We start from the raw sequence: 14,587 nt of genomic DNA, 5'->3' as shown, positions 1-14,587 counted from the left end.
CCATCGTTCGTCGGCAGCGATTCCCCTTACTTTGTAAGAGAAATGTCATGCCGATAATCTAGATTATGTCAATAAAACCAGGCATCATTGCAACCGATGCACGATGACCCCTTCCCGCCGCACGCGCCCAAGACGCGCCTGGTCGAAGTAGCTAGACCGACCGTGATTGCTGGACTCCGAGGTGCTGAGAGGGCGACGACAGTCCACAGACGACTGGGCGGAACGCGCGGCGGTGACGCTGTCAGCTGCGCGTAGAGGTCCCGAGTTTGCTGGGCCATGTCGTCTACATTGCATCGGATGAATGATACGGTCAGCTTACGGCGGCAGTCCTGGAGGTGACTAGTGGCGGTTGACGACCTCGGTCGCGTCATTGGCCTCGGCGGTGTCCGGTACCTCAACCCTGCCGATCAGGTCCTCGAGGAGATGCTCACGGGTTGGCGGCGGCAGCAGCTGTCGCGCAACCTCAGCCTGGACACGATCAACAATCGTGAGCGTGTGATCCGCCGATTCCTCGACTTCACCAACGAGATGCCTTGGCACTGGACGCACGCGCATGTCGATGAGTACTTCGGCGACATGCGCAGCGAGAAGCAGCGACGCCAGAACACTGTCCGCGGCTACCAGAGCGCGGTGCAGTTGTTCTGCGCTTATCTGGTCGACCCCGTCTACGGCTGGGGCGACCGCTGCCAGGACCTGTTCGGCACCCACCCCGTCCAGGTCTGCTTCGAGTGGAACACGGCGACCCACTCCCAAGAGAACGAGCACGACCCGGGCAAGCGGGCTTTCACCCATGACGAGCTGCAGGCGTTCTTCGACCACGCCGACGCCGAGGTCGCCCGCGTTCGCGAACTCGGTCGCAAGGGCTGGCTGCCGGCGCTTCGGGACGCGACCCTGTTCAAGACCGTGTACGCGTTCGGGTTGCGCCGCAACGAGGTCCGGCACCTGCGCACGATCGACTTCGAGCGCAACCCGCACGCCCGCGAGTTCGGTCGCTACGGTGCCGTCGAGATCCGCTACGGCAAGGCGCACAAGGGCTCAGCACCCAAGCGACGCACGGTGCTGACCGTCTTCGACTGGTCGGCCGACGTGCTCGCCCACTGGTCCGAACACGGTCTGCCCCGGTTCGCTGGAGAAGGGCTCGACCTGTTCCCCAACGAGCGTGGCGGACTGGTCTCGGAAGGTGCGCTCGGCGGCCGGTTCCGCCGCTACCGTGACCAGCTCGGCCTCGACAGCGCGCTGGACATGCACTCGTTCCGCCGCTCCTACGCCACCCACCTCGTCGAGGCCGGCTTCGACGCCCTGTTCGTGCAGAAGCAGCTCGGCCACGAGCACGCCTCCACGACCGCGATCTACGAGTTTGTGGCCGACGACTACCGACGCACGATGCTGCGTGACGTGCTCGACGGCACGATCCGCGATGCCCTGACCCGACCCCGGAGCAGCTGATGAAACGCGATGTCAACTACGAATGGCGGCTGGCCGAGATGATGGCCCGCCACGGCATGCACAACAGCACCGACCTCGCTCCCCTGCTCCGCGAGCGCGGCATCGACCTGTCCCCGTCGCAGATCTATCGCATCGTGACCCAGCGTCCCGAACGCGTCTCAATGATGCTGGTGGCCGCGCTCACCGACATCTTCCAATGCGGGCCGCAAGACCTCATGACCTTCACCGCGGCCGACGCGAAGAAACCACGCAAGGCCACAGCCGCTGGCAACGTCGTCAACCTGACCGACGCGATCAAGCCCGTCCGCGCCCGCATCACGCGCGATGACTGACACGACCACCGGACGCCGCCCACGCGGCCGGCCGAGAACGACCGGCGCTCGCACCTGCGATCGCTGCGGACGAAGCACCGGCAAGATCCGCATCCGCTGGCCCGACGGCGACATCTGCGGCATCTGCTTCCACGACGCCACCCGCGCCCACGGCAGCTGCCACCAGTGCGGCCAACACCGGCTACTACCCGGCCGCGACGGCAACCGTCAGCTCTGCCGACCATGCGCAGGCATCACCACCGACCTTGACTGCCACCGCTGCGGAAGCGAGGGCGAACACCACCGCCGCGGACTCTGCACCCGCTGCACGCTGCGCGACGACCTGAACGCCCTCCTGCTCCCGGCCGACGGCCCAGCAACAACCGAAGCCGCCCGCATCGTCGACGTGCTCGCCACCGTGGATCGGCCCGAGAGCATTTACACCTGGAAACGCAACCCGAAGGTCGACCACCTCCTACGCGGGCTCGGCGACGGCACGATTCCACTGACACACGACGGATTCGAGGAAGCGCCGGCAAGTATCGCGCGCGAACACATCCGTGAACTGCTTGTCCATCACGGGCTACTCCCCCGCCGCGATCCCGACCTCGCCCGGTTCGAGCGATGGCTGCAGGAACGACTCGACTCCATCGACGACCCGACTGTTCGACGGCCGGTCGAGCAGTTCGCGAGATGGCACCACCTGCGACGGATCCGCCGACGCGTCGGCCAGGAACTGCGCGGGGCCGTGCACACGTCCAAGCAGGAGATCACCGAGGTCAGCCGGTTCCTCACCTGGCTCGCTGAGCGGGACAAGACCATCTCCACCTGCAGCCAGGGCGACGTTGACGAATGGCTCGCCGGCGGCCTGACCACCCGGCACGCCATCCGCACCTTCATCGTCTGGAGCGGCGAGCAGAACCTCAGCTCCGAACTGGGTATCGGGTTCCGCCAGGCTCGCTCCGGTCGGCTCATCACACAGGACGACCGCCTCGACCTGCTACACCGATGCCTCATCGGCGAACCGGACACCCTTGCCTACCGGGTCGCCGCTGTCCTGCTGCTTCTCTACGCCCAGCCGCTGGTGCGGGTCGCCGCGATGCGCACCGAGCAGATCCAGGTCGCACCTGATGGGCTCCTTGTCCTGCTGGGCAAGGAGCCGGCCGTGGTCCCCGAGCCGTTCGCGCAACTCCTACGCGAGCACCTCACGGCGCGGCCCAATCTGCGCACCGCTAACACCTCCGGCAACCCCTGGCTGTTCCCCGGCTACCGCGCCGGTCGCCACCTGCATATCCAATTTCGATCATGGACCGACTGCGCGCGATCGGCATCGACCTGCTCGGTGCCCGCAACGCCGCCCTGCGCGATCTCGTCCGCCAGGTCCCCGCGCCGATCGTCGCCACCCAACTCGGCTACAGCAACCAGGTCACCCAACGGCACGCTGAACTCGCCGCCACACCCATGAGTCGCTACACGGCGATCAGAAGCCAGCAACAACCATCGGGAGAAGCAAGATGACGGCGCCTACCGCACAGATCCCGGAAAGTCATGACTACCCGTTTATTCGTAACGTGGGGTCGCCGCTCACGGCCGACATGCTTCGGCCCCTCGACTCTCGATGCCACACGGTCCAGTTCAAGAGTGCGCTCACAGAATCCGACTACAAGACGCTGGCTGAATGGCTCAGCCAGTACCCGTCGGTGACGTTACGCGCCTATGGCTCCTACGACGGCTCGATCAAGGACCTCGAGTTCCTCCGCTACTTCCCGACTTTGACGAAATTCTCTGCGGATGCCCTTCGCTACAAAGACTTCGACTCCCTCAGCGGCCTTGGATATCTGCCTCCGACAGCGACCATGATCGGCATTGGCCAGACGAAGCGAAGAGTCTCGCTCGCGCCGCTGGCCCGTTTCACGAATCTGCGACGGCTGTTCGTGGAGGGTCAGACCAAGGACATCGATGTCATTTCCTCGCTCGCCAGCTTGCGCAGTCTGACCCTCCGGTCGATCACGCTGCCCGATCTATCGATCCTCCGGCCGCTCCACGATTTACGCGCACTCGCGCTCAAACTCGGCGGCACACGTGACCTCGGCCTGCTGCCGGAGATCGGCTGTCTCGAATACCTCGAGCTCTGGATGGTGCGCGGACTTGACGACATTTCGTCGATCGCTTTTCTTGATCATCTTCAGTATTTGTTCCTGCAGTCGCTCAAGCAGGTCACAACGCTGCCCGACTTCTCGCGCCTCACGCGTCTAGAAACGGTCTGGATGGAGACCATGAAGGGGCTCACGGATCTCACCCCCCTGCTGACAGCCCCGTCGCTGCGACGCGTTGCAGCGGTCGATATGGGGCATCTGCAACCGCCCGCGGTCGGTGTATTAGCCGACCATCCGAGCCTGCAACAGCTCAGGGCCGGTCTGGGCAGCAAGCGAAAGAACGAGGCGGTGGCTCAACTCGTCCGACTGCCGGCAGGCGAGGGCTGGGGGAAGCCAAGGTCCTTGCAGGGTGAGGGGGACGACTGAGATGTCCTACGACCTGCAGGTCTATGCAGAGAGGGGGCTGACCGCCGAGAACATTCGCCCTCTGCTTGCTGACGCCGGCTTGGCGGTCGAAGACGCGTCACTGCCATCCGGGGAGGCGTGGACGGTGGTGCGCGGCGCGACACGCAAATATTCGTTCACGCTGGCACTTCCGGTGCGCGCTGAGCCAGAGGACGTCCACGGCGAGGTGACAGCGGCAGCCCTTGACGTGTCGTACTTCTACGAGCTGTTGGTTGAAGGCTCGTCGGCAACCGAGATCCCCCACGCGATCAGATTCGCTCGCCGTCTCGCCGAAGCGGCGAACGGGGTTCTGCTGGACCAGCAGACCAACAAGATATGGAGCCGAGGGAGCCTGCGTCAGGCGCCCCGCGTTGACAGCGGACTCGTGTCCACAGTTGAGGTGCGCTGGTATGTCCGAACAGGAGACGACGACGGCACAGCCGCCGATGCTTGGTTGAAGCTTGGACGTAGGCACCTACCAGAGGCGCTCCCCCGCCGTTACGGAACCGTCGAACCGCTCGGCCATCGGCTCGAGGAAGACGGACCTGACGCGTTCGTGCGATTCGTCCGTGAGGCCGACGGAACCGTTTTCTTCAAGGGCAACAGGCCGATCACGGACGGTTCACTCGCTGCCGGCCCAACCTACGGCGGCACGATGCAGTCGCATAGCCTGACGCTCCTCGCCGAGCCACTCGCCGAAGACTCGTGGCGCACGGCCCTCTGAATCGTCGTGAGGTCATCCGGGGCGATGAGCGGGTTGACCGCGGCACCGACGCAAGCTACGAAGACGCTTCGAGTGATCGGCACGGTCACGTTGTCGTATTGGGAGCCGATTGACCAGACCGCGTCGACCACGCAGCTAGACACGCTCGCCCACCTTCCTGCACGTGGCTTCGGATTGAGCGCAGCTACTGCATCGACGATCCGGACAATCTCAGGTCATTCGGTCATGCCCTAAGTTAGCCGGCATCCCTGACCTCGTCGTTCGACGGGCGGCTCCCAGCGACGAGTCAGTCGACCACCAATCGCAGCTGAGGGCGGTCGTCGTTGCGACCGAGCAATGTCTGCAACCGAGTCTTTCTGATCTTCAGCGCTGCGGCGAGATCGGTGAGTGTGAGCCCCTCTCGCGCGGCGACGTCGAAGGCCTTGCTGAGTAGTGACGGGATCTCGCCTGGGTATGCGTTGACGCTTTCGGCAGGAAAAAGGCCGAGGTTTCTGAGCTGGTTTAGGCGTTGAAACGCCCGCCGGTAGGTGGGCTCTGAGATGGTACCGACTTCGTGGGACCTGTAAATCAGAGATTCGACCGACACCCCCCACGACCGACCGAGCCGCTCGAGCTGATGCAGGTCCAGACGCTTCGGGAGCTCGGGGACGATGAGGCGCGACGGCGTGAGAAGTTCAGCCGCGAAACGGTCGGCTTCCTTTTCCTGTAGCGGATCGCCGGGCGCGATGTTGTTGTGCAGAAGCAGATGACCAAGTTCGTGGGCGGCGGTGAATCGATGTCGGTAGACGTCCATCGACCGATCCGGCGTGAGCACGACAATCGGCCTGGGCAGGTGCGAGGTCGAGAACGCGTCGATCTTCTTGGTCTCGGCCTGGCTAAAGGGTAGGTACGTAACGATCAGGCCGTGACGTTCCATCACATTGACCAGATGCGGGATCGGCCCGTCGAGCTGCCAATGTCGGCGCAGAGCGCGTGCCGCGCCGCTGGGATCGCCGGCGTAATCACCGGGATGCACCTCTCCCCCGGAGAACCCCGGTAGATCAACCAGCGGGAGCTGCACACGCTGCTCCAGATAGTGGGTTAGTTCCCAGACCTGCTCGGTGCAGGCGATCGCTTTTGCGCGAAGCGCTGCCGGTGTCGACCGCAGGCTGCGGAAATGCGCGTCACCGACATCGAGACGCACATAGCGGCGCCCGGCGAGGAAGAAGTCGACCGGGACGTCGAGAAGATCGGCCAACCGTTGCATATAGTCCGGCCGAGGAGCTGCAATGCCCGCTTCCCACTGTCCCACCGCCGCCGGCGATACCCCCGTGCCCTGGGCTAACTCGCGCTTGGTCTTCTCGGCCAGATAGCGGGCTTGACGCAGCCGATCCGGGTTGAACGTGCCACGTAGCGCCGCGTCAGGTAGGCCTCTGCGGTCAGTCACGATTCGTCGGAACCGGCAGCGGCGCCCTCGTCTGGCACCTTGGCTTCCTCGCTGATTTCAGTTGCGGCAGGGCTCGCTGCAGAGGAGGTCCGCGACCGCAGCCCGAAGTCGGCTACGGGAACGTTGCCGACCCAGTCGGCGTGGGCCGGCTCTTCGCCTTGGCCGCCGGCGACTTGAAGGCGGCGCCGCTCCGTCGCCGTCCGCTCGACGGTCTCCGTGGCCACTGACAGCGGTTCCCAGTCCTGCCATACGAGATGATCTTCACCTTCGGGCAATTCTGCGTCGCCCCACCGGGCCTTGTAGATGGCGTTTACGTCGCTGGCAAATACGATGCAGACCACGTGGGCGTAGCCGCGCAGCGCCTCAACGAGTTGGTCCTGTTCAGCCTCACGCGCGGTCAGCTCGTCGTCGGTGAGTTCGGCGTCGCCGAGCGTCAGCTGGCGGTCGCCAGGTTTAGGCGCGCTGAGCAGGTTGCGACGGAGCTCGGAGAGATCAATCTTGGTGCGGTCAAGCCCGGAGAGGGAGTCGGTCATATAGCGGGCGGGGACGCGGATCGGGAACAGCACCGTCTTCGTCTCCGGGATCACGACAAGATCGAAGGAGGCACCAATCGGTCGGACGATCGTGGTGCCGGGAAATTCTCCGGCCTTGACCCGGGCAACGAGCTGTTCGTGCTGCCGATTCTTCAGCGTGTGTCCGTACGGGTCGCGCTTGCGGGTACCGCTTGCTGCCTGAGCGGCCACCGCATCGGCGTGAGCATCTACCAGCGCCGCGGTTACGGCCGCCTTCAGGTCATCCGCGATCGCGCCGAACCGGCGCTCAGCCCATTGACTCATGATCCGAATTCCTCCCGTCCTTCAGGACCACCAATTGGGATGGCCTTACAGCTTCATTTCTACACCAGAAACGATCACATGAGAAATAGGTGCCCGGCGTGTCTCGCCTACTGCCGACGCGTGCGGAAGCGTGTGGTAGCCCATCCCATGGCCGCGGCCGGGAAGCATTGAGACGGCTGCGCAGCGCGCTCACCGCAGAAGTGGGGAAGCGCGGCCGCCTGCGCGTAGCTCGCCAATGCCCAGGTGCTCGAGTGGCACATCGGGCAGAGGATCTTTTCGTGCTCGCCAACCTACGCGACCGCGGCTTCACCCCGGTCGCACTCATCCACACGGGAAATGGAGTTGCAAAAACTATCTGGCTAGGTCCGGGCCGGGCGCCGGCCCTGTTCCTGGGTCGCGACTGACGGCGACGTCATGGCCGGCTGCGCGTGCAGCACGAGCTGATTCGAGAACCTCCGCGCCGGTCCGCGTGAACTGCCAGCCCCCTACCGTCGTCGGTGCGGCCGCGAGCTCAGCGACACGGGACGTCGCGCGGGCAGCCCGCTGCTGTGCGGCGGACGCTTCGCTCCTCGCAGCGATCGTCCGGTTGATTTGCGCGGCGAGTTGGATCGCCTGTAAGAGTAGGGTCCGGATCTGGGCATCGTGCGGCGCGTCCGCGAGCCGTGCCGCCATGAGAACCCGCGATGCACCTGCCAGCAGCGTCGACGCTTCGCGGTCGATACCCGCTGCTGCCGCTACCGCAGGACGCGGCCAGTTCCGCGAAGTGGGAACCTCGACCTGCTCACCGCTCATTGTCCGGGGCTCAGCTCTTGAGTCGGCAGAAAGCGGTATTGCCTTGTGTACGGACTTCCATGCGCTGATCAGTTCCCGGCGCAGCCGATCATCGGTGGTCGCTGCGGCGGCTGCGGCCAGGACGCCGGCGGAGTCGGTGGCTGCTTGGTACCAAGCGAAGTGGTCGCTGGCCGGGACTCGGCTCAGCAAACTCGACGCCGTCCGCAATGCAGTCGCTGCGCCAGTGAGGTTCTGCGGTTCGGCTTTGCGGGCCCGTTGCGCGTCCGAGGTCCAGGTCGTCGCGGCCGCCGCTCGCTGATCCGGTGTTTGCCGCCAGCGAGCTCGTAGTGCGGGTAGCCGAAGGTCCTTGCCGAGGGTGCCTCCGCCGTACCAGACGAGTTTGCCGTCGGCGTCTCCCCCACGCGCCGCTATCGAATACCCCGTCACATGCTTCGGGTTCGTCTTGTCCAAACGCCCTCGCACAATCAGCCCCTCCCCCCGCAGGCGTTCCACGAACTCCGGTTCCGACCGAGCGCCCAACGCCACAGCACGCACCACGGTGGCGACCCGGTGCCGGGTCAGATCCGCCACCGCGGAGACCTGCCCGCCGCGGACCTGTTCGACCTCCCGCCGGGACAAGCTCCCCTCCCCCAAACCAGCTTGAGCCGTCGCCGTCAGCTGATATTTCTCCTCCAGCTCGAGGCACGCACCGCGTCGTTTCATGCCTTCTTGCCAGAGGTTCACGGTCCGGCCGTCGTCTCGGATGAGGTTGACGACCATATGAATGTGGTCGTTGCCGTTGACCGACGCACCGTGATGCACCGCGACCCACTGCACACCATCGTCCAGACCCAGCCGGGTCGCGAACGTCCGCGCAGTGTCGTTCCACTGCTCATCACTGAGTGGCCCATCAACCTCTGGGATTGACACCACCACGTGATAGACGTAGCCGTCTTTCGTGGGATCGCCGAACGCCACATACGGCTCGTCGAGCTCGTTGACCAAGCTCGCCAACGTCTCGCTGTCGGGCGTGACCGTGCCGACCCATGTTGGGTCCGAGCACGCCACCACCCGCTGATGAGTGTGCTCCTCATGCCGGCCCGGGCCGAATAGGTACCGCATCAGACCACCGAGCCGACCGCCGCGCAGCCCCTTCGAAATCACCGCCGGCCCCCGCCCATCAAACCCGCGATGTCCTCCACCACACCATCAACCCGGGCAGTGATCCGCTCCAACGCATCCATCAACACCGGAAGCGCAGCATCGAACTCCCCTGTGCCATGAGCCTTATGCGTCAACTGATTCAGGTTGTTCGCCGCCCCCGCCAACACGCGCCGCACACCACGCATATTGATCAAAGCCGCCTTGATATCGCTAGCCTCCACACCCTCCGGACGCAGGCCCGCCAACGCCAGATACCCCGGCACCGTCAACCCCGCCGCGACCGCCCGCACCGCGACACCCTGGTACTCAGCCTCGGTGAACTTCACCTGCACCTGCATCGGCCGGCCGCCGGCAACACGACGACGACGCGACGCACGGTGCTCAGATGCAGCCGTTGTCCTGGTCATCTCCCCAGCCCTTCATCGCGTCGCGAACTATGCCCAGCGCAGCGCCCGGACACCGTCCGGACCGCTCCTTGACGGCGGCGCTACGCCACCGGTCGCCTAGATAAACATAGCTTAGCTACCCTCTTGCTCTGTGGCCTACGCATTACCGGGCACGGCAGGGTGGGGCGCGGGGCAGGAACGGCTCCGCCTGCGCCTACGGCGCAGGCAACCCGGGCCTCAACTTTATCGAGGGACGGCTTTGCCAGGAACTGGCGACTCTCCCGGCCTTCCGATGCCTGAATGATTCACTCCACGCGGACCGCGTCAAGGGCGCAGAGCGTCGCTGCGCGATGCGCCTGCGGCGCACCCTTGACCCAGCCCGGGTTCCGCTATGATCGGCACTTATGGGAAGGACGGGAGGGAACTGATGGCTAAGACCAAGACGGCAGCTGCGTCGTCCCACACGGCGGCAATCAAGAGCCTGATGCAGGCCCGCGTTGGCTTGGCCGAGAAGCTGGCTAACCAGCTCGGTGCCTGGGAGAACACGAAGGCTGAGCGCGCCAAGCTCGACGAACAGATCGCCACCGAAGCCGCTGCAGCACGCGACATCTGGGACGAGTGCCTAGCCGGTGGCTGGACCGCGAAGGAGCTCAACAGCGCTGGCCTCAAACCGCCCGCTGCTCCCCGAGCACCCCGCGGCAGCGGGAGCGGCGACGAAGCGGGTAACCGGGAGCCTGCGTGACTCTCATCGCGGCCGAGAACTGGTTCGCGGCGCTGGAACCTGAAGGCTCTCCGCTCAAAGCCGAGTACGCGCGGGTGATCGCCTTCGAGACCGTCCTCGACGATGCCGGCGAACCGCAGATGCGAGTCTGGCTCAGTGGCACGGCACCGGTTCCGCTGGATCACTTCTACGAACGGACCTCCGGCTGGGTGTGTAATGGGTTGGCCCACCTGACGCCCGAGCAGCAAGCCGAAACAGTCCAGCGCGGGACGAGTATCAGTTGGACCTGGGGGTAGGCACTCGTGGTGCCGACCTGCTGCGAGTGCGCGGCCAAGTCCTGGATTATCTGGGCCGCAAGCCGTGGTGCCGGGACCACTTCCACGACGCCCAGGATCGGGCCGCGGCCGCGCGCAGCGCGGCGAACGACACGACCAGTCAGCGGTCGTAACCAGGCTCCGGGCTCCGGCTCGACGTCTGTTGCTGGGCCGCGCGCGAGGTATCCACCGCGGCCTTTGCTGCGTCCGCGAGAACCTGCTGCCCGGTCTTGCTGAACTGCCAGAAGTTCGGAGCCCGGGCCGGTCCTGTGGGCGCGGTGGGCCACGGCGAATCGTCGAGCGAGCCGCCGCGCGGGATCGCGATCACCGCACCCTCGAGCGCATCCCGAAGTGGCTCGATGTCGTCGTGATACGACTGGGCCATGACCCGGTTCTGATCCTCGGGGCTGATCCGATACCAGTCCAGTAGGTAACCGGCGTGATCGGCGATGTGCTCAGCCAAGATCCGCTGGGTCCGGCCGTTGCCCTCACGGAAGGGATGCAGCCGATTCATCCACGTCAGCGACTCCGCCAGCCCGTCGACGACGCCGGCCCGGTCCCGGCCGGCGAACATGTCGGCCGCCCGGACGTGGCCCAGCACCGCGTCCGCGTAGCCCTCCAGCTCGTCGCTGGGTGCGAACGGGTTGAACTGCTGCTTGAGCTTCCCATCCTCGCCGTCGACCAGCTCAGCCTTGCTGATGTTGACGGTGCGGAACTCTCCGGCCCACTCGTAGACGTCCTGGAAGATCTGGCGATGGATCGCCTTCCAATGCCCGACGTCGAACGTGCGCGGGACCAGCTCGGGCCGGCCGATCAGCTCCTGCGCTCGAAGCACGGTGAGCTGCCGTTCCGCGTCATGCCAGGCAGCGAACTCGCGCAGCCCCAGCTTGTTGCGTAGCACCTGCACACCGAACTCGTTCGCCGGGTAGAGGTAGTCCTCCCAGGAGTACCGGCGTGGTGGTTCAGACACCGAGCTGACGTCGGGCCTCGGCGAAGTCGATGCGCCCCGCCACGAGCTCGGCGCCGACGCGCAGTTCCTCGACGGTCGGGGCCATGTTCTCCATCGCCCACGACGCCGCCACGTTCCGCATCGCCTGGGCCTGCTCAGCGGTGAGCCCGGCGGCCCGGGCGATGTCGACACACTCGCTCTCGGTCGCGGGCTGGGTCGTTGCGCTCATGACGGTCATGGTGCCACCTTCCCTACAGTCTCGTCTCGTGATTCAAGTGCTTGTAGATCGTCGGCCGGCTCACACCGAGGTTCTTGGCGATCGCCGACACATCGTATTGCTCGGACTCGTACATCTGCCGTGCTAGTTGGATGCGTTCGGGTGTCATCTTCGGTGGCCGGCCACCTTTACGGCCGCGGGCGCGGGCTGCCGCCAAGCCGGCGTGAGTGCGCTCGACGATGAGGGCGTGCTCAAACTCGGCTAGCGCGGCGAAGATATGGAACACCAACCGGCCGCCGGCGGTCGTGGTGTCAATCGCCTCCGTCAGCGATCGGAACCCGACGCCCCGCTCCCCCAGCCCGGTCACTACCTCGATCAGATCCTTGATGCTGCGCCCGAGACGATCGAGCTTCCACACCACCACGGTGTCACCAGGTAGTAAAGCCTCGAGCAGCCTGTCCAGCTCCGGTCGCCGCGCGACCTTCCCGCTCGCCTTGTCGATGAAGTCTCGCTCCGACCCGGCCGCCCGCAACGCATCCAGCTGCAGATCCGGGCTCTGATCCAGAGTCGAGACCCGGCCATACCCATAGACGTGTCCCACGATCAGGCACTGCCTATTCCGCGCTGACCGGCTCGCGCGATAAGGGCCGCGATGACCTCGACGGTCTGCGGTTCATAACCGGCCAACCAGGACAAGATCCGCTGGTCGTAGGAACCGACCTCGACGCCAGCGGCGGTGACCGCTTCCTGCAGGCGGGCAGCGTTGTGCTCGGCATGGCTATCGGTGATTGGCCAGTCCCGCTGCCCGGTGGCGGCGATGACCTCGCTCTCGGTCCCGTACGGGCCGCGAGGGCCGTAGTAGCTCCTCATGGCCCTGGCACGACTCGGTAGCGGCCGGGGTACTCGCGGTTGTTACCGCCGCTGGCCCACTGCACCAACACGTCCAGGGCGGCGTGCTCCCACGAACCGAGTCCGTCGAGCACCCCGCGCAGCGCGACCTTGCGGTCCGGGACAGTCAGGGCTGCGACGAGCTGAAATAGCCGCCATTCGCTCGAGGACCATCCTCGCCCGCTCTCGTCGACGTCCGCGACCCACGCCTCCCAGTCCATCTGCGCGTTGCCATTGAACAACCGGACCTGCTCGTCACCCTCGATGCCATCGACGTAGCGGCCACCATCGCGCGCCCACTGCGTGAACTGGGCCGCGTCTGCGCGGACCGCCGGGGACAGCTCCAGCAGGACCACCGCGGCCAGCCACTCCTCACTGCCCACCGCCTCGCGCAGCTGCGCGAGGGTCGGCCGCGGCCCGAGCCGGTCCAGCATCAGCCGATACGCCTGGTCCTCCCACCGCTGGGCCGAGTCCAGTAGCGCGTCTCTTCGCTCATCCGTCCAACTGAGCGTGTCGGCTTCCTCGCGGTCGACTTGCGCCGAGCGGCGGGCGCCGCTCTCCCCCACCCCGACATACGGTGTGCGGCCCACCTCATGAGCAGTCATCGCGGTCTCCTTGCGTCGTCAGACCTCCAGTGTAAATAAAACGTCCTACTGAGGCAATAGTTTACGTAGATTATCTACACGGGTTTCTTGCAGTCGTATCGCCCCAATGAGTGTCGCGCTGGGGTCTGACAAGAAAACGGTCGTTTCTTGGTATGAGCCCGGCGGGGGCGTGCTGCCCAAATGCGGTGACCGCCCTCCTCGTCGACCCCCTGACGGCTGCCGGACCTCAGCGTGCTTTCGGCTCCCGCAATCACCGGTATGCGTTCAAACGTTGGGTCAGCATTGACCTCGCTCAAAAGAAGGACCCGACTGAGGAGCGGGCGCTGGTCGGGCGGCCCGCAGCGAAGGGAGGACACGCACCGACCCGCGCGTCAGCGACGACCCAGGCCTGCGGTCCAGGCGGCGGCGCGGGTTTAAAAAAAGGCGTGGTTGCGCCGGCTGGAGTGCGACCTCGACCGACATCTGCACGGCCGATCGAGGTACCTGTGCGCGGTTGGTCGGTTTGCTGATCGGTGTATATGTCGCGACCCTTGCGCCCTAGTTTAGTCGCCACGTTCTAAGTGCATTCCGAGCGAGATCGTCACCTGCCGCTGCCGCACGCTCCAAGTGTGGCCGGACCTCATCTGCTCTACCAACGTCGTAGAGCAGCTTCGCTAGATTAAATTCACAATGTGAATCACCGAGTTCAGCACCAGAACGGTACGCCAACTCCGCAGCATTGGAATCACCCGCGAAATCTCGATACAAGTTGCCAAGAACTATAAAGGAATCCAGTTCTTGGCGCAGCACTCCGTCGCGCAATAACTCGATTGCCTCGACTTCCCTACCACTATCCACCAAGATCGCAACGAGTGCTGTACGAGCAGCAGGGTAGACATCAATTCCCGCTCGAAGTCGGAATTCCAGACTTGGATCATGCTCGTCCATGGACTCCCAAACAGCCAGCACGGCGTCAGCAAAATCGTCACCGGTTAGACGCGAGTCACGCATGACTTCTTCTGCTTCCTCTTGACGTCCGATCTCTCTCAGCAAGAATGCCAACTGATGGGCTGCTTGCCTGTCACCATCCGTGGCTCCGATCCGGTAGACTCTTAGAGCCTCAGCAAAATCACCGACAGACTCGAGCGTTCCGCCAAGATTGAGCGCAGCCTCCATAGCGCCGGCCGCAATGGCCAGGTAGTAAGCTCGAATCGCACCGTCGGTCTCGCCCAGATCGCGGAGCTCGTTGCCAACGTTGAACCAAACCTTTGGTTCGCCGTTCTCGGCGATTGATCTAAACACTCGCTCCG

General features: G+C 65.0%; 17 protein-coding genes. 7 read left to right on the top strand and 10 right to left on the bottom strand.

Features of this window, described 5'->3' with window-relative positions:
* Window positions 1-342: 342 nt before the first annotated feature.
* From CPH63_RS11115 to CPH63_RS11095, 5 genes are read left to right on the top strand one after another with little or no spacing between them, the layout of a single operon-like run.
* Window positions 343-1,446 (top strand): tyrosine-type recombinase/integrase, encoded by a 1,104-nt coding sequence (locus CPH63_RS11115; RefSeq protein WP_096303030.1) that lies wholly within the window; start codon window positions 343-345, stop codon window positions 1,444-1,446.
* Window positions 1,446-1,778: a helix-turn-helix transcriptional regulator gene (locus CPH63_RS11110; protein ID WP_096303029.1), complete on the top strand. Its 333-nt coding sequence runs from the start codon at window positions 1,446-1,448 to the stop codon at window positions 1,776-1,778. Before CPH63_RS11115 ends, CPH63_RS11110 begins: the two co-directional genes overlap by 1 nt.
* Window positions 1,771-3,222 (top strand): hypothetical protein, encoded by a 1,452-nt coding sequence (locus CPH63_RS11105; RefSeq protein WP_197704661.1) that lies wholly within the window; start codon window positions 1,771-1,773, stop codon window positions 3,220-3,222. The genes CPH63_RS11110 and CPH63_RS11105 overlap by 8 nt, the downstream gene beginning before the upstream one ends.
* A 49-nt stretch (window positions 3,223-3,271) precedes the next feature.
* Window positions 3,272-4,279 (top strand): hypothetical protein, encoded by a 1,008-nt coding sequence (locus CPH63_RS11100; protein WP_096303028.1) that lies wholly within the window; start codon window positions 3,272-3,274, stop codon window positions 4,277-4,279.
* Between the two features lies 1 nt (window position 4,280).
* Window positions 4,281-5,021 carry a hypothetical protein gene (locus tag CPH63_RS11095; RefSeq protein ID WP_096303027.1) on the top strand — a complete coding sequence of 247 codons (741 nt, stop codon included), beginning with the start codon at window positions 4,281-4,283 and terminating at the stop codon, window positions 5,019-5,021.
* A 286-nt stretch (window positions 5,022-5,307) separates the two neighbouring features.
* Here the strand turns inward: CPH63_RS11095 and CPH63_RS11090 are convergent, their stop codons facing one another.
* From CPH63_RS11090 to CPH63_RS11075, 4 genes are all read right to left on the bottom strand, one after another.
* The gene (locus CPH63_RS11090; RefSeq protein ID WP_096303026.1) at window positions 5,308-6,447 is read right to left on the bottom strand and encodes an XRE family transcriptional regulator; all 1,140 of its coding nucleotides are present in this window, start codon (window positions 6,445-6,447) and stop codon (window positions 5,308-5,310) included.
* A complete protein-coding gene (locus tag CPH63_RS11085; protein ID WP_096303025.1) occupies window positions 6,444-7,283 on the bottom strand; it encodes a hypothetical protein in 840 nt (279 codons plus the stop codon). Before CPH63_RS11085 ends, CPH63_RS11090 begins: the two co-directional genes overlap by 4 nt.
* A 351-nt stretch (window positions 7,284-7,634) precedes the next feature.
* The gene (locus CPH63_RS11080) at window positions 7,635-9,218 is read right to left on the bottom strand and encodes a relaxase/mobilization nuclease domain-containing protein (protein WP_096303024.1); all 1,584 of its coding nucleotides are present in this window, start codon (window positions 9,216-9,218) and stop codon (window positions 7,635-7,637) included.
* On the bottom strand, window positions 9,215-9,625 hold the full coding sequence (locus tag CPH63_RS11075) for a MobC family plasmid mobilization relaxosome protein (RefSeq protein WP_096303023.1): 411 nt from the start codon (window positions 9,623-9,625) through the stop codon (window positions 9,215-9,217). Before CPH63_RS11075 ends, CPH63_RS11080 begins: the two co-directional genes overlap by 4 nt.
* A 406-nt stretch (window positions 9,626-10,031) precedes the next feature.
* Between CPH63_RS11075 and CPH63_RS11070 the strand changes: the two genes are divergently transcribed.
* Window positions 10,032-10,346, top strand: a complete 315-nt coding sequence (locus CPH63_RS11070) for a hypothetical protein (RefSeq protein ID WP_157749469.1) — start codon at window positions 10,032-10,034, stop codon at window positions 10,344-10,346.
* Window positions 10,343-10,621: a hypothetical protein gene (locus CPH63_RS11065; RefSeq protein WP_096303021.1), complete on the top strand. Its 279-nt coding sequence runs from the start codon at window positions 10,343-10,345 to the stop codon at window positions 10,619-10,621. Before CPH63_RS11070 ends, CPH63_RS11065 begins: the two co-directional genes overlap by 4 nt.
* A gap of 139 nt (window positions 10,622-10,760) precedes the next feature.
* Here CPH63_RS11065 and CPH63_RS11060 read toward each other — a convergent pair whose 3' ends face one another.
* The 6 genes from CPH63_RS11060 to CPH63_RS11040 all read right to left on the bottom strand — a co-directional run bounded on the left by CPH63_RS11060 (window position 10,761) and on the right by CPH63_RS11040 (window position 14,579).
* Window positions 10,761-11,609, bottom strand: coding sequence for a Fic family protein (locus tag CPH63_RS11060; RefSeq protein ID WP_157749467.1), 849 nt, complete (start codon window positions 11,607-11,609; stop codon window positions 10,761-10,763).
* The gene (locus tag CPH63_RS22255) at window positions 11,602-11,826 is read right to left on the bottom strand and encodes an antitoxin VbhA family protein (protein ID WP_172892197.1); all 225 of its coding nucleotides are present in this window, start codon (window positions 11,824-11,826) and stop codon (window positions 11,602-11,604) included. Before CPH63_RS22255 ends, CPH63_RS11060 begins: the two co-directional genes overlap by 8 nt.
* 13 nt (window positions 11,827-11,839) lie before the next feature.
* Window positions 11,840-12,406 carry a recombinase family protein gene (locus tag CPH63_RS11055; RefSeq protein ID WP_096303019.1) on the bottom strand — a complete coding sequence of 189 codons (567 nt, stop codon included), beginning with the start codon at window positions 12,404-12,406 and terminating at the stop codon, window positions 11,840-11,842.
* Between the two features lie 2 nt (window positions 12,407-12,408).
* Window positions 12,409-12,675, bottom strand: a complete 267-nt coding sequence (locus CPH63_RS11050; RefSeq protein ID WP_096303018.1) for a hypothetical protein — start codon at window positions 12,673-12,675, stop codon at window positions 12,409-12,411.
* Window positions 12,672-13,298 carry a hypothetical protein gene (locus CPH63_RS11045; protein WP_096303017.1) on the bottom strand — a complete coding sequence of 209 codons (627 nt, stop codon included), beginning with the start codon at window positions 13,296-13,298 and terminating at the stop codon, window positions 12,672-12,674. The genes CPH63_RS11050 and CPH63_RS11045 overlap by 4 nt, the downstream gene beginning before the upstream one ends.
* A gap of 537 nt (window positions 13,299-13,835) precedes the next feature.
* Entirely contained in the window at window positions 13,836-14,579 is a 744-nt protein-coding gene (locus CPH63_RS11040; RefSeq protein ID WP_157749465.1) for a lipopolysaccharide assembly protein LapB, read from the bottom strand.
* Window positions 14,580-14,587 lie beyond the last annotated feature (8 nt).

The sequence above is a fragment of the Jatrophihabitans sp. GAS493 genome, assembly GCF_900230215.1.
In the GTDB taxonomy this organism is placed as follows: domain Bacteria; phylum Actinomycetota; class Actinomycetes; order Mycobacteriales; family Jatrophihabitantaceae; genus MT45.
The sequence above is the reverse complement of the archived record's forward strand: the minus strand, read 5'-3'. Positions and strand labels throughout refer to the sequence as shown.